The 24,544-nt window shown below is 52.4% G+C and carries 20 protein-coding genes; 7 read left to right on the top strand and 13 right to left on the bottom strand.

From position 1 onward, the window contains the following. Positions 1–7 precede the first annotated feature (7 nt). From SCARR_RS18420 to SCARR_RS18450, 7 genes are all read right to left on the bottom strand, one after another. Positions 8–1,372, bottom strand: coding sequence for a Coenzyme F420 hydrogenase/dehydrogenase, beta subunit C-terminal domain (locus SCARR_RS18420; RefSeq protein WP_136063121.1), 1,365 nt, complete (start codon positions 1,370–1,372; stop codon positions 8–10). A 59-nt stretch (positions 1,373–1,431) separates the two neighbouring features. Then, on the bottom strand, positions 1,432–2,985 hold the full coding sequence (locus SCARR_RS18425; RefSeq protein WP_136063122.1) for a lipopolysaccharide biosynthesis protein: 1,554 nt from the start codon (positions 2,983–2,985) through the stop codon (positions 1,432–1,434). A 229-nt stretch (positions 2,986–3,214) separates the two neighbouring features. Next, the gene (locus SCARR_RS18430; protein ID WP_136063123.1) at positions 3,215–6,352 is read right to left on the bottom strand and encodes a glycosyl hydrolase family 28-related protein; all 3,138 of its coding nucleotides are present in this window, start codon (positions 6,350–6,352) and stop codon (positions 3,215–3,217) included. Positions 6,353–6,997: 645 nt separating this feature from the next. Then, entirely contained in the window at positions 6,998–8,173 is a 1,176-nt protein-coding gene (locus SCARR_RS18435) for a DUF481 domain-containing protein (protein ID WP_136063124.1), read from the bottom strand. Beyond that, positions 8,173–8,823, bottom strand: a complete 651-nt coding sequence (locus SCARR_RS18440; RefSeq protein ID WP_136063125.1) for a polysaccharide biosynthesis/export family protein — start codon at positions 8,821–8,823, stop codon at positions 8,173–8,175. The genes SCARR_RS18435 and SCARR_RS18440 overlap by 1 nt, the downstream gene beginning before the upstream one ends. Positions 8,824–8,988: 165 nt before the next feature. Beyond that, positions 8,989–9,285 (bottom strand): hypothetical protein, encoded by a 297-nt coding sequence (locus SCARR_RS18445; RefSeq protein WP_136063126.1) that lies wholly within the window; start codon positions 9,283–9,285, stop codon positions 8,989–8,991. Positions 9,286–9,305: 20 nt separating this feature from the next. Continuing rightward, positions 9,306–10,907 (bottom strand): hypothetical protein, encoded by a 1,602-nt coding sequence (locus tag SCARR_RS18450; RefSeq protein ID WP_136063127.1) that lies wholly within the window; start codon positions 10,905–10,907, stop codon positions 9,306–9,308. A gap of 1,045 nt (positions 10,908–11,952) precedes the next feature. On the opposite strand from SCARR_RS18450, the gene icd reads away from it, so the two are divergent. Then, positions 11,953–13,212, top strand: a complete 1,260-nt coding sequence (icd, locus tag SCARR_RS18455) for an NADP-dependent isocitrate dehydrogenase (protein WP_136063128.1) — start codon at positions 11,953–11,955, stop codon at positions 13,210–13,212. Between the two features lie 150 nt (positions 13,213–13,362). Here icd and dnaG read toward each other — a convergent pair whose 3' ends face one another. Then, complete coding sequence (dnaG, locus tag SCARR_RS18460; protein ID WP_168433428.1) at positions 13,363–15,192, bottom strand: DNA primase; 1,830 nt, start codon at positions 15,190–15,192, stop codon at positions 13,363–13,365. A 130-nt stretch (positions 15,193–15,322) separates the two neighbouring features. Between dnaG and SCARR_RS18465 the strand changes: the two genes are divergently transcribed. Continuing rightward, the gene (locus tag SCARR_RS18465) at positions 15,323–15,625 is read left to right on the top strand and encodes a hypothetical protein (RefSeq protein ID WP_136063130.1); all 303 of its coding nucleotides are present in this window, start codon (positions 15,323–15,325) and stop codon (positions 15,623–15,625) included. A 60-nt stretch (positions 15,626–15,685) separates the two neighbouring features. On the opposite strand, the gene SCARR_RS18470 is transcribed toward SCARR_RS18465, so the two are convergent. Then, complete coding sequence (locus tag SCARR_RS18470; protein WP_136063131.1) at positions 15,686–16,258, bottom strand: CvpA family protein; 573 nt, start codon at positions 16,256–16,258, stop codon at positions 15,686–15,688. 262 nt (positions 16,259–16,520) lie between these two features. On the opposite strand from SCARR_RS18470, the gene SCARR_RS18475 reads away from it, so the two are divergent. The 4 genes from SCARR_RS18475 (at position 16,521) to SCARR_RS18490 (ending at position 20,764) form a co-directional block, all read left to right on the top strand. After that, entirely contained in the window at positions 16,521–19,226 is a 2,706-nt protein-coding gene (locus tag SCARR_RS18475) for an anaerobic ribonucleoside-triphosphate reductase (RefSeq protein ID WP_136063132.1), read from the top strand. Positions 19,227–19,259: 33 nt separating this feature from the next. Then, positions 19,260–19,655 carry a hypothetical protein gene (locus SCARR_RS18480; RefSeq protein WP_136063133.1) on the top strand — a complete coding sequence of 132 codons (396 nt, stop codon included), beginning with the start codon at positions 19,260–19,262 and terminating at the stop codon, positions 19,653–19,655. Positions 19,656–19,745: 90 nt separating this feature from the next. Then, positions 19,746–20,438 carry an anaerobic ribonucleoside-triphosphate reductase activating protein gene (locus tag SCARR_RS18485; RefSeq protein WP_136063134.1) on the top strand — a complete coding sequence of 231 codons (693 nt, stop codon included), beginning with the start codon at positions 19,746–19,748 and terminating at the stop codon, positions 20,436–20,438. A 122-nt stretch (positions 20,439–20,560) separates the two neighbouring features. Next, positions 20,561–20,764, top strand: coding sequence for a hypothetical protein (locus SCARR_RS18490; RefSeq protein WP_136063135.1), 204 nt, complete (start codon positions 20,561–20,563; stop codon positions 20,762–20,764). A 186-nt stretch (positions 20,765–20,950) separates the two neighbouring features. Here the strand turns inward: SCARR_RS18490 and SCARR_RS18495 are convergent, their stop codons facing one another. Continuing rightward, positions 20,951–21,466 carry a phospholipase D family protein gene (locus SCARR_RS18495; protein WP_136063136.1) on the bottom strand — a complete coding sequence of 172 codons (516 nt, stop codon included), beginning with the start codon at positions 21,464–21,466 and terminating at the stop codon, positions 20,951–20,953. 1 nt (position 21,467) lies between these two features. Next, positions 21,468–22,112, bottom strand: a complete 645-nt coding sequence (locus tag SCARR_RS18500; RefSeq protein WP_136063137.1) for a DUF1573 domain-containing protein — start codon at positions 22,110–22,112, stop codon at positions 21,468–21,470. A gap of 92 nt (positions 22,113–22,204) precedes the next feature. Here SCARR_RS18500 and SCARR_RS18505 point away from each other — a divergent pair, with 92 nt between their 5' ends. Continuing rightward, complete coding sequence (locus tag SCARR_RS18505) at positions 22,205–22,795, top strand: hypothetical protein (RefSeq protein WP_136063138.1); 591 nt, start codon at positions 22,205–22,207, stop codon at positions 22,793–22,795. Between the two features lie 234 nt (positions 22,796–23,029). On the opposite strand, the gene SCARR_RS18510 is transcribed toward SCARR_RS18505, so the two are convergent. Both SCARR_RS18510 and SCARR_RS18515 read right to left on the bottom strand, forming a co-directional pair. Beyond that, entirely contained in the window at positions 23,030–23,605 is a 576-nt protein-coding gene (locus tag SCARR_RS18510; RefSeq protein WP_136063139.1) for a hypothetical protein, read from the bottom strand. A 117-nt stretch (positions 23,606–23,722) separates the two neighbouring features. Next, positions 23,723–24,301 (bottom strand): thioredoxin family protein, encoded by a 579-nt coding sequence (locus SCARR_RS18515; RefSeq protein WP_136063140.1) that lies wholly within the window; start codon positions 24,299–24,301, stop codon positions 23,723–23,725. Between the last annotated feature and the right edge of the window lie 243 nt (positions 24,302–24,544).

Here is a 24,544-nt window from a genome sequence, read left to right on the forward strand (position 1 = left end):
TCTATCCTCATGAAAATAAATCAGCGGTCTTCTTAAGCAATCTTCCCGCACGTGAAATTGGCGATTTATATATTTTATTATTTTTAGTTATCAGTTTCCGCATCCCACATTCAAACACATCATATGAGCTGGAAAAAACAGCTTCTCCCCAGAATTGATGACTGGCCTCTCTCATTAACATCCGATGCCTGTATATCTTACGGCGAGTATAGGACACACCTGAAGTACCGGGGCAGACTCGCTTATTCGGAACCCACATCTTCTTTTTTTTCTTTAAAAACAAACGATAGGCCAATCCTTGCCGGCGATCCCTCAGTCCACCGGACTGAGAACAGGCGACCTCATCCGCCTCTGAATCAGCTAGGCAAAGACGCCCTTCTGATCTCGCGTTCTCGATTAAATCATGCAGTCTTTCATTCCTCACAATTACAACGCTTGTCCCCTTAGGATCCTGGTCGTACTGCGGCAACCAAGCGTCTCCAATAGCAATGTCCGCAGTTTCCGCAAAAACATCGTCGCAGTAGTCACAAGCTTCATACCTAAAAAAATTGTGGCCCCAATTTGCGCCAAGAAACTCACGCGTTGGCCGAACCAGTTTATACCCCCCTCCCTGCAAATACATCGCATAGTTACTTGCCGGCGCGTCGGATTGTTTAACCCTAAAATCAATATCCTCTAGCGCCCCCGGCTCAATTCCTGCCTCCCATGCAAATGAATCAGCAAATGCCGCGCTTTTTAAGTGTCCACAGACAAGGCCAATACTATACTTGATTCTTTCCTGATAAACTGGATCTATTCGCATTAACCTTCGCACTGCCTTTATAAAACACGGAAGACCGACGACTACGTAATTTCCTGGAACTTCCCTTATGACCCTAAGGACCTCTGACATTTCAACAGGATAATAGCGTGATTTTGCTCCAACCATAACGCCTTCCGGAGTCGTTGAGACCCCATATTTAAAAAGCCTGCCATCATTTGCCCGGTCACACTTCTTTACGTGCAATACTCGATCAGCCAATCCTTGCTGGAGCAACTCAGAACAGATCCATGAAATCAAGCCCCCGGAGGTGGCTTTCTCCCGGAAATCACCTTCAGCAACATATCCTATAAACAATGAACGGTAGTAACCAATTCGGATATCCTTCTGACAAGCATTCCCGAACATCTCTGCACCGATCTCATCCTCATGAGGACCTTTATTCGAGAACGGACAAACTTTCTCGGCTAGCGCCAAGCCTTTCTCTGATGCACTTTCTAGGCGCGCCTGATACATCCCTTGTGAATTCAGGACAATCTCAATGCCTTCATCTACAACCTGGCAGGCTCCGCAACCGATACAGTACCCACTGGAAACAATTTGTTGCATCATATTAAACCCGCCATCGAGGGAGAAAATAACAAACAATCAAAACACCATATTCCATAGCACTACACTCGGACGAGCTTCTCCAGCTTTCTACGAATGGTCTCTATAACAATCTTACGCTCTCCTGAAGTTAGGGCGAATTGCCAACCGCATATTCCCATAAGAAAAGAAATAAAAAGTCCTTGAACAACCATTCCCGCAAGCGTTCCTGCTCCAACATGGATCCACCCCGCAACAGGTAATTTTGTTAGCACATAAACCGCTCCCATTACCAACAAACCTCCAAGCAATGGTCCGATAAAAGTTCTGGGGGGCATTTTTAAGATTTGCGCGCTATAGATTGGTATAAAAAAAGCATTCTTTAAAGTAAGTACGATTGCAGTCGCCAAAGCCACTCCCATGGCTCCCATGCCGAGGGTCACACCTAACCAATAGGAAACAGCCACATTGGTAACTCCCATAAAAAAGGTGACGATAGCGGGAATCCGAACCGAGTTAGTAGCGGAAAGAAGCTGGAACAGTGGATAGACCGCTGTGTTAATGCATAAATGAACCGTCATCACCATAAACAATAGAGAAAAGCCCTCAAAGTCCTGCCCGAGCCACATGGAAAGAATATGCTTTGCATTGACGCATAGCAAAGCGATAGGCACTGCCAAGCCGAAGGCAAAAAGCTTAACCGAAAATAAAAGCATACGACTCAACTCGCCTATTTCACCTTTAGCCCAGTAACTCATGGTGACCGGACCAAGCTGGCCAATACCCAGATTAGCCATCTGTCGGATAAAGTTGCTCACCACCAAAATGGCGGCATATTGACCGGCTATCAAAGGCGAAATAAATCGATTAATAATCCAAATGTCCGTTCGCAAATATAGAAGCGAACCCAACTGGTTTATAAGCGTCCATAGTGACATATGAAATATGGGTCCAAGTATTTTTCGGTCAATGTTGCGAAAAGAAATAAACAACTCCGGCGTCAGTTTTCTCCAGACCATAACACTGACGCCAAGCATGAGCATATTCAGTCCGAAATCTATATAGCCGATATAACGGAGCCTTGGCCCCCACACCGAAAATGCGAGCAGAATGAGTAGCAGGCGCAAACTAAGCCCAACCAGCTGCATGCGAGAACCGATGTCCAGCCGGTTTTTTGAATAGAACGACACCCCGAAAACAGCGCCCAGCATGTTAATCAAAAAACTTCCGGCGCTGAAACCAAGCAAGAGCAGGGCATCAACCTTAAGTTCTGAAGGGATAGAAAAGATGCGATCGGCAAAAACAATTCCGAAACCAAAGACCGGAAGCTGAATAACGATGAGAATCAAATAAAGCGCAAAGGCAGAGTTGAAAATTACATTTGGATTTCCACCTGGCTTTAGAATTTCAATCGTCAGGAAGCGATTAACCGCACCCGACAATTGTGCTGTAATGATAGAAGCATACTGCGTAAAGAGCCCGGCAAGCGGTATTAGACCGTACGCCGCTGCACCCAAATGTGTAATTAGATAAGGAGTCAACCATATTGCCGTAATCGAATAGGTAATAAATGACAACAATGCCATGATGGCATTTTTTGGCAACTGCTTCTTAAATTGTTTAGTCGTTTCGCTCATGAAGCTGAAAGCCAATTAAATTCAGGATAATTCTGCCGACATTACGCAAGATAACTAGAGCCCCACGCAATCATGGTATTCTTACAATCGGGAATATGTACTAGGACAGAAAATCCTACCGCTCCGCAAGCAGGAGTACTTGAGGAAGAATCTCTTTTCTTTAGAACGATTATTATTGCCCGTCAACAAGGCTATCTTTAAAGGCATGTGACGCGAAGCCCTGACCAATTTATCGGGGCGAACGGCCTATCAAGTTAGTAGAAACAGGGATCCAAATATTTTTCACAGCATCCCATTTTTTAATTATAAGCAACTCTCCCGGACCAGATAAACCTTCAACAGAAATAGTAGCAGGACTATTCCATGGCCCAAGTGCTCTTCGGCCCCCTGTTTCCTGATTAACCAGCTCAGCCGAAACTAGTTCGCCATCTAGACCGAGCACGGGAAAAGAAACCAGCTCAGTTAGCGTTGCCGGAGAAAGATGAAAAACTTCGATTTGCATTGTCTGCGATCCCGCTATGATCGTATGCACTCCTTCGGGGACGTCATTAAGATTTGTCGAGCCCTCTGCCACAATGACCCCTCCTCCAAGCGTTGGACTCGTCCAGTTCATACTGGATGTCCCGGTGTTCCAAAGAACAACGGTACTGCTTTTTGCAACAGGCTGAGGAATGCTCAACCTTGAAAAGTCCGTTGAATAGGTTGAGCTGAAACCGCTCCAATAGTTACCTCGAAGAACCACATTCAAGCTGTCGAGACCGGCAATTTTTGAATGCCCGAAAAAACGGTTGTTCACCAAAACCTGATCACTTGCGTAGGGGTCAAGATCCAGCACGTCAGCATAACTTACGATACTACCGTTATTCTCCACATAACTCAGATCCGAGACTTGATTCCCGTCAATAACGTTCATCCCGATCGCACCATCGGCATCATTGCCGTCCCTGAAATGAAACGCCGCCTGATAAGTGATGTTCTCCATGCGGTTTCCCCGGAACATATGACCGAGACTCCACGAGTCGCCAGGTACCAGCGGGTTGCTTCCAGAGCTAAAGACATCCACCACAAAACCATCGGCCACACCTGAAAAAACGTTGTTGATGCACTGAAAGAAAAAGTTAGGAGCAGGAGCGCTCTTCCCCGACAAGGAATCCATTTCACTATGATATCCGTAAAGCCGGACACCATTTCGCACGTTGGTCAGGGTATTGTCGGCAAAGATCAGGTTATAGGCATTGTTCGCCTGCAACGCTGTTGTGGCCCGATGGTCAAAACCGATTCCACTTTCCCTTCCTGAAAAATCATTGTCATATATGGCTACGTTCCCCGCCCCAATCCCCATGGAATAGGTACTCGTATTATCGGGGGCTACCTGCCAAGATTCCTCAAGGATAACCTCCCCGGTCGTCGCATTGATTGAATTGATCGGACGAGCCTGCCCAAGCCCCCGCCCACCTGTTATAAACAATTCCGTTGCCCCTAAACCGCCAGAGGCGTCTGCCGAGGATATGAAAACGCTACCGTCCGTGGCTCCCGTGATCCACCCAGCCTGTCGCGGTTGTGGACCTTCAAACAATATCTGTTCGCCGGCATTTCCATCTACAATATCCTTAATCTCCACAGTCTCCCAATTCTGGTCTGTTGCAAGGGGAGAAGTAACTTGAATCGTAAGCGTGTTGTTATGAGCATCCAACGTTCTTACGCGATAGTCGCGTGTAACGGCACCCCCATCAGCAACCAGTGTAGCCATCGCCCCTGACCACGGAATGCTATTATTTCCTCGACCGTGCAACTCATCAGGGATATCCGTTGAAAAAGAAAGGGTCTGTTCGCCGAATGTTCCGTACCAAGTTTGCTGCACATTGCCGAACTCCCCAACAGAAGACACTTTGAGGCCTAAAACGAAGGGAGTGGGATCACGAGGCTGAATCTGGACAGTTCGATTGCCGCCGAGATAGATGTTTGAAAAGCGACTCGACACAACGATCCAACGTCCCTTTGCCCAACCAAAACCATCCGAAGCATCCGACATATCGTAATTCTGTGCGGTGCACCCCGAAATATCATTAAATCCACCGCCCCCCATGGTCATCATCTGGTTATTATCATGACACCCGAGGAACTCGCAGTTTTCCATTCTCAGATACGATGCCTGCCCCACAAGAACACTGTGATACGTAATGAACCGGCAGCCGCGAAGAGTCTGCCTAGCGGATTTGTTGAGCGACAGAAACCCGTGCAACCCATAATCCTCTTCCCGGGTATCAATGAACTCGACCCTCTCCAGCAAGGCATCATGAGCCCATGCTTCGTTAAACTTGAAGGCGTTGTCCGTTACTATCGTTTCATCGGCAACGAACGTCATGTCCTTCAGCTCATAACTGGAACCGCTTCTCAAATAATCTCCTTTCCCCCTTGTCGGCAAGGGCTTTATGACAGTTTGCCCCATGCCGGCGCCATAATATCTGGTGTAAGGTTTCGCCGTAAAATAACCGCTTAAATAATACGTGCCCGCCGGAATGGTTACGGTCGATCCTGGATTGGCACTTACTGCGTCCTGCATTGCATTAAAAGCCTCTTGATCGTCGTTCTTGTCCGTTCCGTTCGCGCCAAAATCAGTTACCAAATTGTATTGATTGCCTGACCAATCATACGGGTTGTCAACTTTTATAATCATGGGCTTCGCCCAGCCATACACCTTCCCGTGTCCGTTGTGAGCGTAAATGGTGTAGGTTCCAGCGGGAACATTGCTTGGCATTATAAATGGAGCCCTGTAGGGGTTTGCATTCGCACTGGTCAGCCAGCGGTCAAGCTCTTTGATGTAGAGATGGCACTCGCCAGCGCCGAGCTTTAGATTACGCCCGTAGACATAGAACGTTTCGCCCGGATCGACTTGATCGAACCCAACCCACCAAGCCTCTGTTTGATTGATCCCAACCGGCTCACCGAATCCGTTGGCGTTGCCTAACCACATTAGGTAAAATTCGTTTGGGGTCAATGCATCCGAAAGCGTTACGGCGGCCTGCCTTCCATCCACATGCACTATATCGCATGCAACGGCAACGCGCTCTGCGTTCTCGCCATAAACGACAAACTCCAGAAAGTTCTGATTCAGATTTTCTGCCGTCAGCGCCATCGTGTCGCCCGGCTGGCTCTGTCGTGTCCACTCCGCGGTTTGCGGTGCAACGGCATTAATGGCCATGCTTGCATCAACGGGAGGATTGAAAGCGGAAAAGGACGGCGGATAGATTGTGGTTGGCTCAACCCGATCCTGAACGTCAGGATATCCAGCCACAACCTGAGAAACGGAAAGCACGGAGATAACTAGCACCGCGCCGAACAATCTAAAATAATTATTGTTTATCATTATAAACTTCTCCTATCAAAAACTTACGGACTCACGATTGCATCCCGTGGTTGTTTTCTGAGCGATTATAGATCCCGCCAAAAAAGCATGAACCTATGGTCTTTATTAGCATTGCGCACGCCAACTCAGGTCTCCAGAATCTAAAAACTCCATTTTATCGCGGATCAACCTCCAAAATCATCTGAAAGAACCTCTTTTCTAGAGATAAGCAACCAAGCCCTGACGGTGTTGTAAAATGGATAAATCGCATATTTGAGAGGCCACACGCTACCGCCCTTGGTCGATCAGGCAAAGTCCAACACTGACTTACCGAGACTCACTCTAAAATATAAATATAAGTTGCACAGCATTTGAATCGTCAAGTAGTAGGATAGTGTATCATTTAGGGCCGTAACGCAAACTTCAATAGGTGCATTCTAGAAACAAAGCATATAATGCACCAAGTCTTTGGCTGACAAGTGAAACAGCGGGAAACAGCCTAATATCAACCGCATCCTATGTCTCAAGGCCGTACAAAACTATGCATCTATACGCCGCCTCAGCAACGCTTAAGGCAGGAAGCCTTGCTCTTTCAATTGGACGGACACTCCGGATACATAACGCACCCGGAACTGTAAAAAGTAAGCACGAGTGCGACACCCAAGACTAATAGCGGTATGTTGCACGAAGGGATACGATCATTTGATCGTCATCCTCTTCATCCTTGTTGTAGGAACCTATCAAAGCCATGGCCATTCGCTTGGTCAGGCTATACTGCGCTTGGGCGCTGAAAAAATGGCGCCACTCTTCATTGCTGGGATTCTCTTCGGCTTCATCATCGATTTCTTCTTCGTAGTCGTGAAGCGCTTGAACACTGAATGACCACTTCAATAGCGGATTCCAGCTAGCCCCGTAACCCAACCTGTAAACCTTTCGTGCAGATCCACCGCCATAGCCCGGCTCATAATCGGCACCGCCACGCACATAAACAGAAACTTTTTCGGTCGCCTGCCAATTTACATTCACAGAGCTAAAAACACTCTGGTCCGATCCCGAGTCCTCATAGTCCGCGGCAGAGTAGCCCATCTCTGCGCTCCATGACGTTTTATCTGTCACAGAACTTCTGGCGCCAACGGCGATGGTTCCGACCTGGCCGTCCTCCTCGTCATTGGACTGAAAGCTGCCGTAGCCAGCAAGGGTTAGCACTGTCCTTTCAGAATAATCGTACCCAAGCAACAAGCCTGCTTGATGAGTATGAGATTCGGCATCCGACTCCGTCTCAAAATCCTGATAGTAGTACGAAAATGCATACGCGGGAACCAGAGTCGTTTTGGGAGTCAGGCGCCTTTCATAGCTGATGTCAGCAGTGGCCGAATAACTGGTTGATTCCTCGGAGGTGAGGATTGATTCAAGATCCTGCCTTTCTTCAACATACCCATCTGTGTCGTAATCCAAGGTTTTTTGCGCTGTCCCGGAAATACCGTATTTTAGAGGATTTTGTCGTGACCCAAAAGAAGCCGACGCATCGTAAAAATCGCCGTCTGACGATGTATATTTATCGTATTTTCGATATCCGTAATTTCCAGAACCGGACAACTGATACTGTGCGTCGGTGTTGTCGAAAGACAGTCCAACACCCATCTCACCATAAAAGTCGTCTTGGGCATCGCCCGACTCATCGATCTTCACGCGACTGTCATAAGACCCCTGAGCGAATACTTCCGGAACTATCCGAAAAACGCCAACCTCGAAGCCTAGATCGTCGGGCACCTGCTGAGCCATTAAGGCACACGGAAGCAGAAAGAGAAAGCAGGCACTTAAAATCTTACATCCGTATTTCATTAGAATATCCGTTCCGGAACATAGACAATATCACCGTCGATCAGCTTGAGGTCGGCATCGGCGTTGCCTAACTGGCCAATTTCATCAAAATTCACCCTAACCCGCACCTTCTTTCCATCCTTGGACATACGCGAAACCTGAATATCGGAGGCTTTGGCGCTACCAGAGAACCCGCCGGCTCCTTGAATGGCCGCCGACAGATTGATGCCGCGACTCGACATCAGAGGAACAAGCCCCGGTTGGTTCACACGCCCCAAAACCCTAACCTGCCCCCACTCACTGACCTCGCTTTCATCAACTTCTGAAAACATTATAACCGGTGGGTTCACATAGTACTCTCCATACTTGAGAGCAATCACCTTGCGAACCTCCTCCAACCTCATGCCACCCACCTTAATCTCGCCCACCAATGGGAATGTTGCAATGCCACGGGCATCTACCTTTGTTCGGTACATGCCAACCTCCATACTGCCGTCAGCTTCCACGGAAAGCTCCAACGAGTCTCCCGTAAGCAGCATATTGTCGATGGCAGGCTCTTCCAGCGACCGTTCGTAAAAACTGCTTGGTGAATCAGTTCCGGTAGTGGTGCATCCTGAAAGCATCGCAAGGACCACACCCAAGAGCACCCCTAATTCATAAAATCTTGGCACAAACACCCCCTTAACACAAAAAGAACAGCCTCAATTGCTGGGCTGTTCTTTAGACTATTCAGCCTGCATAAAGCAAGTTCTTCTGGTTTCCGAAGAGCGCGGGAAAGTTCCGCCGAACAACCGATCAAGCAATATTAGGCGTCCATCCAGCCACCAACCCTCGGTCTAATCCACTATGAAATGACCAATCCACTTGCCGAACACATATTCTCCAGCCGCTTCGTCCCAAAGACCAATCCAATACCACTTGCCCCATTCCGGAACTTGAAAGTCATAGACCCCTGCATGGTCATAGTCTTCAAAGGCACCGACCCACTGGCCGGCAGTATCATCCCAAATGCAGACCAACTGCGACCCTTCCACAGGGGGAAGCGCAATTCGCTCCATGGGCAATCCCACCTGGCCAGAGAATACGCTTCCGCAGGCCGCCAAAATTATCAATGCTGCAATATATTTTTTCATGATTAACCTCTTCCAATTTACTACATGTTTACCCAGCCGCTTGTGTGCAGCGTTTCCCACTGTCCCGACAACTCATTGTATTCCTCTACAACGAGCCAATACCAACGGTCCGGGTCGAGACCCTCCAGAACAAGCTCTTCGGGATTACTGATCTCTTCAACAAGATGATGAGTCTGGGCAATTTCGTCCCAAATCCATAGCTCGGCTCGCACTTGTGAATCATGGACGTTGCTCAAAGGATAGAATACCCGAGTGCCCACCGCTTTAAGCATGATCTCCTGCGAAACCGTGATTCCATCAAAACTAGCCGTGATATTTAAGATCTCGTCGGCCACAAGGTTTCCGACGCTGAGGTCGCCGGCTGCGCTAATAGAGCTACCGGAGGAGTTTCCAGACCATACCACCGACTCGACAACCTCAGAGGAGTCGTCATCGTAGACTGCTGCACAAGTGAACAGGACACCGTTCGTAAGCTCCTCAACAAGCGACGGCCCTTCAATAACCAGACTGGTTAACGCAGGAATATAGTTGATGGCCACGGAACGGGACTTCGTCTGTCCGCCATAGCTTGCCGTAACATTGACGCTTTGATCCGCCGTAACGTTGTTTGCAGTCAACAACCCCGCCGATGAAATGGATGCATAAGATGGACTTACGCTCCAGATGGGGCTGACGGTTGCACTCGTACCGTCCGAATAGAAAGCCTTGCAGGTATATTGCGTCGAATCCTGCTCATCAACAGATGAAGCCCCTGCAACCTGAATGCTGGCTAGCGTGGGAGCAACATAGCCGATGGCCACGGCGAGGGACTTTATCTGCCCGCCATAGCTGGCCGAAACACTGACGCTTTGATCCGCCGTAACGTTGTTTGCGGTCAACAATCCCGTCGCTGAAATGGATGCATATGATGGGCTTACGGTCCAAGCGGGATCGATAAGCGCACTCGTTCCATCCGAATAATAGGCCATGCAAAGGTATTGAGCTGTCGAGCCCTCAGTAACACCGGCAGGGCCAATGATTGAGAGGCTGGTCTGCACTGGCGGCACATACCGAATAGAAACCGTTTGGGAATCAGAAAGTTCACCAAAGCGAGCCGAAATCAACACACTTTGATCCGACAACACATCGTTTGCAGTGAGCAACCCTGTACTGCTAATGGATGCATGCGCAGAGTCCAAGCTCCAGACAGGATCCACCGCTACGCTGCTTCCATCCGAATAATTCGCCACGCACGAAAACTGAGCGGGCGTCTCTTCGTCCAATGCCGAAGGTCCCTCAATTTCTATGCTAGTCAAAACGGGAGCCACAAACTTAACGGTAATATCATACGAATCCAAAAATCCGGAAAACGAAGCCGTGATGGCTACGTCTTGATCCGTATTAACATTGTTGGCAGAAAGAACTCCCAAGCTATTGATATCTGCACCTGCAGAGCTTGTGCTCCAAACTGCGTCAACAGGATGGAACGTTCCATCCGTATAACTGGCTGTGCATTGATACGAGGCCGTTTGCCCTTCATCCACGGTGAGCGGCCCGCTAATTTCTACACCTATTACCAAAGCTTCTGGCGGCGACCCGGGCGGTGGCGGGGTGGCCGCATTCGCTTCGCAAAGGGAAGCCATCGCGATCCCCGTTGCAAAAAAAATGGACATATGTCTTTTTAAACTATTCAACTGCATTGACTTCTTCCTCTGAGTTGGCATTCGCGCATGCTCCCTCTTTACCCCTAAAAGGTTTTCTGGTTCCGATCACCGTGATCCAGAATATGAACAGACACATCGGATTAAAGCATCTGCTATGCCAATGAGAGGAGGTATAAAATCGATGTAGCGGGCGGAAACCACTTAACGCCTCCGGATCAGGCCCGGTTTCATCAAAATTTAAGCGACATCCATCAAACAAATAAAATACGGATCCAACCTTAAAAAATAAAACCGGCCTGATTACTTCAGACTGTAGAGGAAATCAACAAACCGAGATTTCTCAACTCTGAGAACCGATATTGTACATTAATTCTCACTTACCCGAGCTGCTTTCTTCAGCCCAAACCACTGTCTGAACAGCTCTTTTAACACGGTAAAGTGTTTATTTTATCACTCTGCCAGAAGGACTTACACCGACAGACATACCCCTGCCTGTTCGAAAGCGAGGATGTTTAGCCTACGGCGATAAGGGGGTCAAATATATTTGTTCTATAAATGCTTCGAGTAAAATACGACTAAGCAACAAGGGTTTAATACCGCTCCTAAAACAAGGGTCAAAAGGGATTATGAAAGCGTGTCAGGCCAATTAAGCGTACCGCTAGGGTGCTCTTGAACGGCGAGACTAAATCCCCCACCTCAATCGACAACCCGCTTCACAGAACCTCAACATACCGCCTTTTATGGATAATAAGAAAGGGACTCAGGGGGTTGTTCTCCCCTTCCTTGCATGCTTTTCTAACCAAGGCGCGCTGCATGGGCACGAAAAACTGGGCTTTGAGAATTCCCCTTCCCCCAAGGATGGAGCGTTGCAATCCTCAAGAAGGCGTCCCGTTCCTGCTTGGTCCACGCATCAACATAAAATACGAACCCGCTTGCCCTGTCGGCGTTCAAAACCCCTTTACATAGATAAAATTATCATATTTATTCCTTTTCCATCTGACGCACACAAATTCGAGGGAAAACCATGAGCTACAATAAGATTGAAGTCCCCGCCGGCGAAAAAATCACCATGCTCGAATACGGACACCTGAACGTGCCGGATAATCCGATCATCCCCTTCATCGAAGGCGACGGCGTCGGGCCGGAAATCACCGCGGCCATGATTAAGATTGTCGATGCCGCGGTTGCCAAGGCCTACGACGGCGCAAAAAAAATCCAATGGATGGAAATCTATGCCGGCGAAAAAGCCAACGCCCTCTACGGCGAAGACACCTGGCTTCCCCAGGAATCACTTGACGCGATCAACGAATATTGCGTAGCCATCAAGGGGCCGCTGACGACCCCGACCGGAGGCGGCCGCCGCAGCCTGAACGTTACGCTGCGCCAGAAGCTCGATCTCTACGTTTGCCAGCGCCCGGTTAAATGGTTCCACGGCGTCCCCTCCCCAGTCCACAACCCCGATCAGGTCGATATGGTCGTCTTCCGCGAAAACTCGGAAGACATCTATGCCGGCATCGAATGGGCGGAAGGCTCCCCAGAAGTCGAGAAGGTGATCAACTTTCTGCAGGACGAAATGGGCGTGACAAACATTCGCTTCCCCGAAGACTCCGGCATCGGCATCAAGCCGGTCTCCAAGAGCGGCTCGCAGCGCCTGATCCGCGCGGCGATTGAATATGCCATCCACAACAACCGCAAATCGGTGACAATTGTCCACAAGGGCAACATCATGAAGTTTACCGAAGGCGCCTTCCTCAAATGGGGCATGGAGCTGGCTGCGGAAGAATTCGGTGCGATGTATCACGGAACGGAAAAGGATTACATAATCAAGAATCCGCACTCCGGCGAAGAGATTGTTGTCAAGGACTGCATCTGCGACGCCTTCCTGCAAAACATCCTGCTCAAGCCGCAGGACTACGACGTGATCGCCACGCTCAACCTCAACGGCGACTATGCCTCGGACGCGCTCGCCGCCTGCGTGGGCGGCATCGGCATTTCCCCCGGAGCGAACATTAACTACAAGGACGGCAAAGCCGTCTTCGAAGCCACCCATGGCACCGCGCCCGACATTGCCGGACAAGATAAAGTCAACCCCTGCTCGCTCGTGCTTTCAGGCGAAATGCTGCTGCGCTACCTGCCTTGGACGGAAGCCGCCGACCTGGTGATTAACGCCGTGGACAAGGCCATTCAGAACAAGACTGTCACAGCCGACTTTGCGCACATGATGGAAGACGCCACATGGCTCTCCTGCTCCGGGTTCGCCGACGCCGTCGTCGCGAATATGTAAGGGCAGATCGTGGGGCCGGATTCCAATCCGGCGCCCCGCGCAAGAAAGACGCCGGATCATACGCGCTTGAAATTTGCGAAGCAAATAGTGCCCAGCGGGAGCGTTTCAATAAAATGGCAATCCGCCCCCACGCCGCGCCTTCGAAGCGCCCTAAAAATCCACGTCGGAATGGAGACGGGCGCCCAGCATAGGCATCGCGCCTTCCCAACCCTTGGCGAGCGCGTACAGATCGTGCCGCAGGCGCGTGCCTTCCTTGAACCGCTCTTCGTTGGAGATATCGGTTCGCGCCTTAAGCTCCGCCTGCTCCCGCTCTAAAAAACGCTTCCAGAAAATCAGGATATAGCGTTGCGCCAGTTCGGCGGGCGTTGTTTCAGCATCAATAGTGCGCGACTCCTCCACCTGAACACGGGTGATCACCTTCTGCGTGTCTTCATCGTAGTCGTGAAAGCCCTCGGTCAGCGTTTCGGGCGGATCGAGCATGAGCGTCTCCACCAGCGTTTTGCAGACGGGGTCGGTCAGCAGGTGTGGCGGCAGATAGTCGTGCACCAGCGCATGAACATCGTGGTAATGATGCACGAGCAGCTCCAGCAGCGCGGTTTCCTGGCGCGGGTAGGTTTTTTGCGGAGGCATCGCCGTCGGCACCGGAGCGTCGTCTGCTGCGCGCGGCGCCGCCCGCTGCTGGCGCTGGGCGCGTCTCAAATCCTGGCTGAGCGCCAACGGCGAAATATTCAACCGGTCGGCCGCGTGGTGAATCATCGGATCGCGACGCGCCGCCGAAGGGCAGTGGTTGATGAGGTTGATGACCGCCTGCACCACGCGCATGCGCCCGGCCTCGGTGCTCATATCCTCCTGCTTCTGAAATGCGTCCACCAAAAAATCCAGTGCCGACGGCGCTTCGGCAATCAACTTCGTTAGCGCCTCGGCGCCACTGTTTTTGATGAGCGAATCGGGGTCTTCCTTTTCCGGCAACGTAACAACGCGAACACTCAACTCGGTGGCAATGAAGGTTTCGGACGAACCGAGTGCGGCCTTCAGGCCGGCGGCATCGGAATCGAGCACGAGAATGACCTCGTCGGCATAGCGCTTGATGAGCCGCGCATGGTTTTCGGTCAGCGCGGTGCCCTGAGAAGCAATCACATTGCTGAGCCCGGCCTGGTGGCAGCGGATGGCATCGATCTGCCCTTCGACCACGATTGCCTGGCGCGATTCGACGATCGGCTTGCGCGCCTTGTCGAACGCATAGAGCACCTGATTCTTTTTGAAGAGCAGGGTTTCAGGGCTGTTAACATACTTCGCGCCCTTTTCCGCCTTGTTCATGATCCGGCCGCTAAAGCCGATGACACGCCCCATTTGGTCGCAGATCGGAAACATGACACGGTTGCGGAAACGGTCGTAGTGGCTGATTTTACCACCTCGGTCGGAAGGCACCACGAGCCCGGCGGCTTCGAGTTGCTGGGGTTCGTAGCCTTTCTTGACGGCACGGCAGAGCAACTCCTCCCAGCCGTTGGGCGCAAAGCCGATCTGGAATTCCTTGATGATCTCAACGGGGAGGTCGCGCTCTTCGAGGTAGCGGCGGGCCTCGGCGCCTTCCGGGCTGTCGAGCAGCATGCGGTGGTAGAAGGCGGCCGCGTCGGTGTGCAGCTTATAGAGCACATCCTTGTTGCCGCTCTTTTCGGGCGCGCCGCCCTCGTAGACGATTTCCACGCCGACCCGCTCCGCCAGCACTTTAATGGCCGTAACAAAGTCGACTTTTTCATAGTCCATCACAAAGCGGAAGACATCGCCCCCCGCCCCGCAGCCAAAGCAGTGAAAGATTTGCCGGGCATCGTTAACGGTGAACGAAGGCGTCTTTTCCTTATGAAAAGGACAATTGCATTTGTAGGTCGAGCCCCGGCGGCGCAACTCCGGCAGATAGGAGCCGACCACATCCACAATGTTGCAACGCGCGCGTATATCTTCAATCGTCTCTTTCGGAATCATCGCCATCCACAAGGAATACCGGAACCCCGCCCCGCCCTCAATCCTGCGCGTGAGAATTTTGTCCGGCGGGGTTGCAACCTCTCGACAAATTCCTTAAATTTTTGGGACATTCCGAACAACGGAGCGCCCTATGAAGATGCCCAAGCTTGAAGAACTAAACAGCGCCCGCTTCCTGAACGAAGCATTTGAGCCCGACTTCCACGACGCGCTGATGCGTGGTTCGCGAATTCGGAGAAATGTTTACCTCGCGCTCTTTCTAATCGGCTTTGGCTGCATTTTCATTGCGGCGCTGAACCAACGAATGACACTGAGCATCCTTTCGCTATTTCTGTCCACTGTTTCCCTTGTTGTGATGTCGAAGTATGACACGCAACTCTTCTTCCTTAAGATCCTTCGGATGCGGGAGGAAGACAGGGGTGAAACGGGAAACTAGAAACTGGAAACTGGAAACTGGAATTCTCCGCTCCGGCGCTTCCCTTTCACGTTTCAAATTTCAAGTTTCATCCAACTGCCCGGCTTCTTCCTGCTCCATCAGCTTGTCGCGGAGCTGCTGTGCCTTTCCCTCCAACACCGCTCGCGTAAGGTGGGGCTGGATGCGGGGCACGATGTCGTGGCAGACCATCCGGCCCACCTTGGACTGGCCACTGAAGCCTTCATAGATCCTCGGCGGCCCGAGAATGACCAGAAACACCATCGCGAACAAGGCCACCAAGATGCCGCGCACCAAACCAAGCGAAAAACCGTAGGCTTTGTCGGACTGATCCGAGATCTGGGCTTTGAGCAGGCTTTGAAGCATCTTGCTGAGCACAAGGAACACCGCCAGCGCGAGCGCGGCCATGGCGCCCAGAATCAGCCACATCAAATAGGTTTCGTTCACGTTGCGCAACGCGCGACCGAGATAGCTGAAAATCGCGGGATAGGCGAAGAACAGCAACCCGCCCATGATGACAAAGGTCAAAATATGCGCCACCTGCCCAGCAAAACCCTTCTGCCATCCGCTCCACGCAAACAGCAACGCTACGGCAGCAAACCCAACATCCACATAACTTACCCAATCCGGCAACATTAACGCTCCTCCTGTTCCAAAGACTGGAACTATGGATCTAAACACAGCATTTTCAAAGCCACATCCGCCTCGAAATTCCCGACCGGAAAAATCCCAACCATTCTATACGCATTTTCCAGTAAAACCGCCAGTTTTCAAGAAATACCACAAGATGTTGTGCCGAACCCTTGACAGCAACACATTGGATTGGATAGTTTTTAGCCTCGAAAAGCGCTGAGGATGCCAGTCACACGCGTAAACCATTAAATATCAAGGGGAAAAAATGTCGGGAACAAGAATCAATGCCGCATTCGACGGATTCCAGAAACGTTCGGGACTCGTCGTACCATTCAGTTGGCAAAAAATCGAATTGGCAATCGACCGCGCCGTCGATGACGTAGCCCGCAAACACCAGATTTCCAAGAACGAAGGCCTTGCATCGAAGGTGACCGACCAGGTGATGCAGCAGCTCAACAATCCGCAGAGCGAGTTCTACGTCCACCCCAGCGACAACTCCAAGCGCATTCCGCAAATCGAAGATGTTCAGGACTTGGTTGAAATCGTTCTGGCCGAACAGGGCGAAACCCTCGTGGTTGCAACCTACAAGCGCTACCGCAAACAGCGCGAAATCGCCCGCCGCAACATTCGCGTCCGCGGTGATGGCGCCAACGGCAATGTTGATGTAACCGACGCCAGCCTCCTGCTGGTTGAATCCTCCTCCAACAACATCAACCTGCCTTGGGACCGCAAACGCATTGTTAAGCAGATCCTCGACAAGACCGACCTCTCCGTCGAACTGGCCATCAACGTGGCCAAATCCGTTGAAAACCGCATCATTGCCGGCGACATGACCATCATCAGCACCACGCTCATCCGCGAACTGGTCAACAACGAACTAATGGAACGCGGCTATTCCCAACAACTGCGCGACCTCTCCCTCTACCGCGTCTCCAAGGACTACCTCGAAAACCTGATGTTCACCAAGTCCACCGAAAACTCGAACATCGTGAACAACAATCCTGAAGCCGTAAACCTCGGCATTGCCGAGCTTGTCCTCAAGCAATGGGCGCTCGACACCATTTTCAGTCCAGAAGTAAAACGCGCACACGACACCGGTGCCGTACACATACACGACCTCGGCTATCCGACCCGCGTCTATTGCTCGTCGCACTCCATCGAGTACGTCAAGAAATACGGCCTGTCCGGCCTGATCAACCTCAACACCTCGTCAAAACCGGCCCGCTCCGCTTCCGTGCTGACCGGCCACCTCAACACCTTCCTCGCCTCGATGCAGGCCAACTATGCCGGCGCGCTCGGCATTGCCTACATCAACATTCTTTATGCTCCGTTCCTCGTCGGCATGGATGAAAAACAGCTTAAGCAGGTGGCACAGGAACTCATCTTCAACGGCTCGCAGAACGCCTTCTCACGGGGCGGACAAACCCTGTTCCTCGACTTCAACATCCACACCGGAGTCCCGTCCTACCTCAAGACCGTGCCGGCCATCGGCCCCGGAGGCCACTACCAGCTGCGCCTTAAAGACGGCGCCATCGCCGAACTCACCGAAGAGCTCCGCGAAGAAACCGACGCCACCGGCAACAAGATGATGGATCTTTACTACGACGATCCAACCGCCGGGAAACGCCTCGTGCTGCGCGAGCTCCCCGATGAACACGACGGATGCATCTACGATCCCGCCGTCGCCGCCACGCTTGCAACCGCCGGCGAAGCCATCGTCACCTACGCCGACTACACCCAGGAAGCGCAGGACTTCTGCAGCGCCCTGCTCAAAGTCTTCGGCGAAGGCGACGCCCACGGGCGCATCTTTGAATTCCCGAAATGCGACTTCCACGTTTCCGACGAAACCTACGAAGACCCCGCCCAGTTCGCCATCTTCCAAGAAGCCTGCGAGCTCGCCAGCAAAAACGGCTCGACCTACTTCATCTTCGACCGCGACGAAGTCACCCTCTCCGCCTGCTGCCGCCTGCGCACCACCATCTCCGACAACCGGATGCTCAAGCATCCCGAGAGCATGCGCTTCTGCGGCTTCCAAAACGTGACCATCAACATTCCGCAGGCCTCCTACCGCGCGGCCCGCGCCGGCGGCGACATCATGAAGAACTTCTTCACCGAGATCGACCGCACCATGGAGCTCGCCGTCGACGCCCACCTGCAGAAAAAAGCCAAGGCCGCCGAAATGCTCAGCGGCCCCGGCCACCCGCTCTGGCAGATCGGCAAGACCGCCAACGACGGAAAGCCGTATGTCGATCTCGAAAACTGCACTTACATCCTGGGCCTCATCGGCGTCAACGACGCCGTCAAGTTCCTCATCGGCCAAGAGCTGCACGACAGCGCCGAAGCACAGCGCTTCGGACTCAAGATCGTCGCGCACATGTACACCAAGGCCAAAAAGCTGGCGGCGAAATACAACCTCAAGTTCACCCTCGAAGAATCGCCTGCCGAATCCGCCGCGCGCCGTCTGGCCAAGTCCGATATGATCTATTTCCCGGAAGAATCCCGCGAAACCGTCAAGGGTCCGAAGAATGCAGAATACTACACCAACTCGATCCACCTCGCCGCCGAGGCCGATGTCTCTCTCGTCGAACGCATCGTTGAACAGTCCAAGTACCACAACATGATCGAATCCGGTGCCATCACCCACTGCTTCATCGGTGAAGAGCGCCCCGATGCTGATTCCATTGCGCACCTCATGACCGAGGTGTTCCACCGCACGCAGTCCGCGCAGGTTTGCGTGTCGCCGGAATTCACCTTCTGCGACAACTGCCAACACCAGACTCGTGGCCTGCTCGAAAGCTGCCCCGAATGCGGATCTACCGAAGTCGTCGGCGAAACCCGCGTGGTAGGCTATTTCAGCAAGATCCAAAACTGGAACAAGTCCAAGCGCTACGGCGAGCTGCTCGCCCGCCACGCCGGCAAATACAACATTGTCGAAGCCGAAGAAACCGAACCGCAAATCGTAACCGCGTAAGAGCAGGCCTCGTACCTGCCCAGGAGATCAATCATGGCTGCAAAATATCAGATTAAAGTATTCGGAAAACAGGGCTGCGACAAATGCCACACCCTCAACCAGCGCCTCGACAAACTGCTCGCCAAGGATGAGTATGCCGACTTCGACAAGATCTACTGCGACGTAGAAACCATCGACGGCCTCGTGGCGTTCTCCGAAGCCGAGTGCATCAATCCGTCGCGCATTCCCGCCATGATCGTAGGCGAGTGGAGCGAGGACAAAGGCGAGTACACGCTCGTCGACACCAAACAACCCGGCGCAAAAGATGCCATCTGCAAAAAAGCCAAGCTCTACCAATATATTGGCCTGCAAACCGACTATTCCGATGTCGGCAAAGGGGTCATCTCCCCAAAGATGATCCAATCTGTCCTCGCCGAAGCATCGGCTTAACAATTATTCATCACCCGGTTCGCCCGGCGCGATCCTCCTCCCTCCGCGCCGGGCGGGCCAATTTGAATAACGAATACTCGAGCGAATGCAATGAGCGACGTGTATGCCTACTTAGAAAAGCCCTCGATGGTGGATTATCCAAAGCGCTTCGCCGCCGTTTTTTTCATCAGCGGCTGCAACTTTACCTGCGGCTTTTGCCACAACGCCGCGCTGATGGGGAAAAAGCAGGCGGGCCTTTCGTGGGAAAAACTCGAAGCCGCCTGCACCAAGTTTAAGAAGGACTGGGTCAACGGCGTTGTCATCACCGGAGGCGAGCCCACCACCTCGAGCGAGCTCCCCGAACTCATCCGCTTCTTTAAGCGCTTCGGCTTTGCCGTCAAACTCGACACCAACGGCTCCAATCCGGAGCGGCTCGCCGAGTGCCTGCCGCTGGTCGACTACCTCGCCATGGACGTTAAAATAGGCTTCTCCGGCTATCCAGATTTAGTTGGTTATTCCAATACCGCCAACATCCAGCAATCCATCGACCTTATCCGCGCCAAAGCCAAAGACTACGAGTTCCGCACCACCGTCATTGAAACCGTCCACTCCGACGAACAGATGGACGAAGTGAGGCAGCTTGTCGAGGGCTCCAAGCGCTACGCCCTCCAGGCCTTCATCCCGCGCGACGACCTGCCCGAAGAGCGCTACCGCACCGTCCCCCGCACCACCTCCGCGCGCCTGCATGAGCTCCGGGACCGCATGGCCGGCTGCGCCGGTGAAATCCTCCTCAGGGGTACGTAAGGTATAAGGTATTGTCCAGCAATAGCGGTGCAAACCCCATGTTTATACATCTGTGACATTCAACATCCATAATGCATAAACGCTTCATGATTTAGCGGGAAATTCAGCAGGAACTTGAAACAATGGCGCGGGAATATCCTGTAGTGACCATCACGGGGCCTCGCCAGTCCGGTAAGACCACGCTGGCAAAGATGCAGTTTCCCGATTTCCAGAAGGCCATCCCCGCAGCAATCAAAGGCGCAGTGGTTTGCAGCGGCGACCTCCAGTTTAAAAACGGCTCGGCCTCAACAACAAATTTCATGAACGCTCGGAATCTGTTTCAATAACGGATAGATGGAAGGCGAGGTTCCATCCGAGCCGTGCGCACGCGGGGGTTCGGACATAATTGCGCCCTTAGAAGCAATTTCCTCTCCCTTCAGCCGCCGTCCCATGTGGAGGGCGGGTTCCCATCCGAGCCATGCGCACGCGGGGTTCGGACAGAGCCTCACCCTCCACGCACGACGGACGCGTTCCTACGCAATGGGATCGGCGCAGTATTGGCGGCGCTGGCAGGTGTCGCACATGGCACCCATCCAGATTTCATCGAACTGCTCCATGACGCCGGAAACGATCTCCTGCTCCTCGGATACAATGCCGGACTCAAAATTGCGGCGGTCTTTGCTTTTCGCGCCCATGCCCGCCCCGGTGAGGTTGGCGCTGCCGAGAAAAACAGTCCGTCCGTCTACCACAACCGTCTTCAGATGAACCCGCGGGCAAATGTTTCTTTCGAGACCCGTCAGCAATGCGGGATATTGGTCGAAGTCCTTGCGGAAGTTCGGGCCGGGTTCCTTCGCGTGGAGCAGCCGGATTGCAACACCCTCCTGTACGAGATCGGAAAGGACACCGAGGAATGGCCGGAAGCTGGCGCGGGTTCCCACGTGCATGTCTTTGATATCGGCCGTGGCGATCCAGACAAACTCTTTGGCCGACGGCACCATGTCCATCACGACCTGCTCGTAGATTTCCTTGTTTTTAACGAACTGAACCATGCTATTTCACGTGGACGTAGAATTTGAGGGTTTTGGCTTCGGTCTGGCCGGGCGGAGGCTCGGTTGTAATGCGGACAACGGAGCGGGCGTTTTTGGCCGCGGGCAGGCGCGTGACGACCACCTCATACTCAAAGCCTTCGCGGATGGTCTTGAGCTCGGCGGGGAGAGCCTTGTGCGACGAAGCAACCGAAAGCAGCTTGATCGGTTCCTTGTTGGAGTTCGTTAGTTTGGCGGTTTTTGTTGCGGCAGGATTGTCGCCGGCCCAAGTCATCATAATAGGCGCAATGTCATAGGATTTAGGAATATCGGCGTCGATGAACAGCGAAACGGTCGCACCATCGGAGGTTTTCACCACGGTCGCCTTGTGTTGCTTGCCGGTGCGGTTGCGCAGATCAAACTTGACCGCCAGCTCGCCGCTTTCGCCGGGCGCATAGGTCCGTTTATCAAGCCGGGGCGCCAGGCATCCGCACGTGACATTCACACTGGAGAGCGTAACCAGCTGATCCCCGGCATTTGAAAAGCGGAAAACCGCCATAGCTTCGATCTGGGTCGGGTGAACCTTCAGTGTTTGCGTGGAGGCCTCCCATCTGAGCCCAGCCCATGCGGACGACCCAGCCAGCAGGCCTATTGCGATGATCCATTTCATGCCAAGCACCCTACATGGCCCTGCAGCAAAAAACACGGATTTTCCGCACCTCGGAAACTTTCTAATCCAGCAAAATCTGTAATACTAAAGCCATGAGAAGGCTGGGATATATTCTACCGCTAGGCGCCCTATTAATTCTGGTGCTGATGCAGATGAAAGAGCGGATCCGCGTCGAGCCGGTCGCTGAGGCCAACACGACAGCCAACTTAGCCCCAGCCGAAGCTTCCGCCACCAATCCGCCGTTCCTCAACCGATTCTCTGTCTATCCGCCAGTGAACGAAGTCGCCCCGGATTCTGCCGCCACCAACCCAGCAACCTATCTGCGGGCAGACCAACCGCCGGAGGCCAACCCCCAGGTCTTACTGCCAAAAAAGCCTTCACTCTACGACCAGATCGCAGGGACCATCGACCCAGAAGAGCTCAAACAGTACGAAGGGTCATATAGCCTAGACGAATTGCACGGCGACGGCTCTATGCAATTCAAGCTCAACAGTGCATGGGTTGTAGGCGACTTGAACACCCCGCAAGCCGGCCTAACCATTCGCAAGAACAGCAAGAGCGGGGAATACGAAATCAGTGGCGGTGAAGTCTTCCTGCCCAGCCGAGGTGTAGGCATGAGCTACGAGCAGGATGAGGAAGCCGGCGAAAGCCGCACCTTCTTCAATATGAAAAAAGAGTTTTAGTGCTCAGTCAGAAATTAACTGTCCTTTCCTGTCGGAATTTAACAGATGATTGGAAACGGAGAGTGAGCAATCTTCGCAAAGATCGCCAAGGTGGTACAGATGAGGCTTCGCGACCTTCTGTAAAAAAAAAGACCTTTATTGACAGGATACGATAGCCCATCGACCGCCTCGGGCTGGACGCAAAAAAGACCCGGAAATTCCGGGCCTTTCTCATAAACCGCTTATGCAACTAAACTACTGGTTGCCCATCTGGTTCAGAATGTCCAGAGCGGCTTCAGCGTCGGTCTTCGGTGTTTCAACAACCACCTCTTCCGCCATGATATCGGCAACCGGTGAAGGAGCAGAAGATCCCCCGAGGGCTCTCATGTTTCTTTCAAACTGTTCGAACCGAACCTTAAGCGCTTCATGTTCAACTTCCAGAGTGGCCAGCTGGCTTTCAGCTTCCTGCGCCTGATCCCGCGCGGCCAATGTTGAGCTCTTGGACGTAGCGAGGTCGCGTTCCAGCCCGGAAACTTTGGTTTTTTCAGTAGCCAAAGCCTTGTTGGCTGCAGCACTGGTCTTCTTCAAAGCGGTAATCTGCTCAGCGGCGTCATCCAGTTCGAGGGTTTTCGTACGGATGCTTGCCTTTTGTGATTTGACCACAGACTCGAGGTCGGCAATCTTACCATTGAGTTCGTCTTCCGACGTCTGGCGCTCGCTTGCCATCTGGGCAATCATCGCATTGTGCTCCTCTTCAGGAATGCCGCACCCTGTCAACATGCCAATTGAACATCCCGCCACTACCATCATTGCAATTGTCTTAATCTGCATTACTGCCTCCATTAGTTGATTCGAATCGCTTTTCCCTAGAAACAGCAACAGTATATGTGCGGAATTATTAAATTCAACCTCTCTGAGGGAAATAATTGCGGGCCCGATCAACGCCTTTTAGACCAGGTCGCAGGCCTCCGCCGGCATCCAGTGCGCGTCCTTGCCCTCCCACTTGACATTGCAGCCGACCGGATTGGTCGCCGGAACCGCAACGGGCTTCCCGGCCAGATGCGCCTCCAGCGCATCCGCCAATTCGTGGGTGGTCGATTTCGTCCAGTCGCGCGGATTGTCGATCGCCCGGCCGGTGTAGACCAGCTTGCGGGATTCGTCAAACACGTAGAAATGCGGCGTGCGCAGCGCGCCGTAGGCCTCGGCCACCTTTTGCGGCTCGTCATAAAGGTAGAGCCACGGAAACTTGTTTTCTTTCATCCGCTCGACCATATGCTCGAAGTCGTCCTCCGCATAGGTGTGCTTGCTGTTCGAATTAATCGCCACGAAGCGCACGCCCTGCTCTGCAAAGCGTTCGGCGATCCGCCGTGTGTCTTCGTCCGATCCGATCACGTACGGGCAATGGTTGCACGTAAAGAAAACCACCAGCACCTTGTCATCGAAATCCGCCAGCGAATAGATCTTCCCATCCGTAGCCGGCAGGCTGAATGCGGGCGCCTGATCCCCGATCTGCAATGTGAATGCCATGATAAATCTCCGGTTGAATGCATTGGTTTTCGCTAATGACTCCGTTTTTTGCAACCCCAATTCATGACCAATAAACTATTATTAAGTTCAAGTCTTTCATGACTAAACCCATACTGTTTCATTTTTAATAATTTATATTGACCTTCTGTTTAACAAGAACATATTGCCTCCGTCGGGAGGAAAACATGAATTCATTATTCCTTATCAAAACACCGAACGTGCAACGCCCAGTCGCCTGCAACC

This window comes from Pontiella sulfatireligans (genome assembly GCF_900890705.1).
Classification (GTDB): Bacteria; Verrucomicrobiota; Kiritimatiellia; order Kiritimatiellales; family Pontiellaceae; genus Pontiella; species Pontiella sulfatireligans.

Bases quoted from the DNA above. Each gene is read 5' to 3' on its own strand.
- SCARR_RS18425 (WP_136063122.1), bottom strand. From the start codon at position 2,985: ATGAGCGAAACGACTAAACAATTTAAGAAGCAGTTGCCAAAAAATGCC.
- SCARR_RS18465 (WP_136063130.1), top strand. From the start codon at position 15,323: ATGAAGATGCCCAAGCTTGAAGAACTAAACAGCGCCCGCTTCCTGAAC.
- SCARR_RS18445 (WP_136063126.1), bottom strand. From the start codon at position 9,285: ATGAAAAAATATATTGCAGCATTGATAATTTTGGCGGCCTGCGGAAGC.
- SCARR_RS18510 (WP_136063139.1), bottom strand. From the start codon at position 23,605: ATGCAGATTAAGACAATTGCAATGATGGTAGTGGCGGGATGTTCAATT.
- SCARR_RS18480 (WP_136063133.1), top strand. From the start codon at position 19,260: ATGGCTGCAAAATATCAGATTAAAGTATTCGGAAAACAGGGCTGCGAC.
- SCARR_RS18495 (WP_136063136.1), bottom strand. From the start codon at position 21,466: ATGGTTCAGTTCGTTAAAAACAAGGAAATCTACGAGCAGGTCGTGATG.
- SCARR_RS18430 (WP_136063123.1), bottom strand. From the start codon at position 6,352: ATGATAAACAATAATTATTTTAGATTGTTCGGCGCGGTGCTAGTTATC.
- dnaG (WP_168433428.1), bottom strand. From the start codon at position 15,192: ATGATTCCGAAAGAGACGATTGAAGATATACGCGCGCGTTGCAACATT.
- SCARR_RS18450 (WP_136063127.1), bottom strand. From the start codon at position 10,907: ATGGCTTCCCTTTGCGAAGCGAATGCGGCCACCCCGCCACCGCCCGGG.
- SCARR_RS18490 (WP_136063135.1), top strand. From the start codon at position 20,561: ATGGCGCGGGAATATCCTGTAGTGACCATCACGGGGCCTCGCCAGTCC.
- icd (WP_136063128.1), top strand. From the start codon at position 11,953: ATGAGCTACAATAAGATTGAAGTCCCCGCCGGCGAAAAAATCACCATG.
- SCARR_RS18500 (WP_136063137.1), bottom strand. From the start codon at position 22,112: ATGAAATGGATCATCGCAATAGGCCTGCTGGCTGGGTCGTCCGCATGG.
- SCARR_RS18515 (WP_136063140.1), bottom strand. From the start codon at position 24,301: ATGGCATTCACATTGCAGATCGGGGATCAGGCGCCCGCATTCAGCCTG.
- SCARR_RS18470 (WP_136063131.1), bottom strand. From the start codon at position 16,258: ATGTTGCCGGATTGGGTAAGTTATGTGGATGTTGGGTTTGCTGCCGTA.
- SCARR_RS18420 (WP_136063121.1), bottom strand. From the start codon at position 1,372: ATGATGCAACAAATTGTTTCCAGTGGGTACTGTATCGGTTGCGGAGCC.
- SCARR_RS18435 (WP_136063124.1), bottom strand. From the start codon at position 8,173: ATGAAATACGGATGTAAGATTTTAAGTGCCTGCTTTCTCTTTCTGCTT.
- SCARR_RS18485 (WP_136063134.1), top strand. From the start codon at position 19,746: ATGAGCGACGTGTATGCCTACTTAGAAAAGCCCTCGATGGTGGATTAT.
- SCARR_RS18505 (WP_136063138.1), top strand. From the start codon at position 22,205: ATGAGAAGGCTGGGATATATTCTACCGCTAGGCGCCCTATTAATTCTG.
- SCARR_RS18475 (WP_136063132.1), top strand. From the start codon at position 16,521: ATGTCGGGAACAAGAATCAATGCCGCATTCGACGGATTCCAGAAACGT.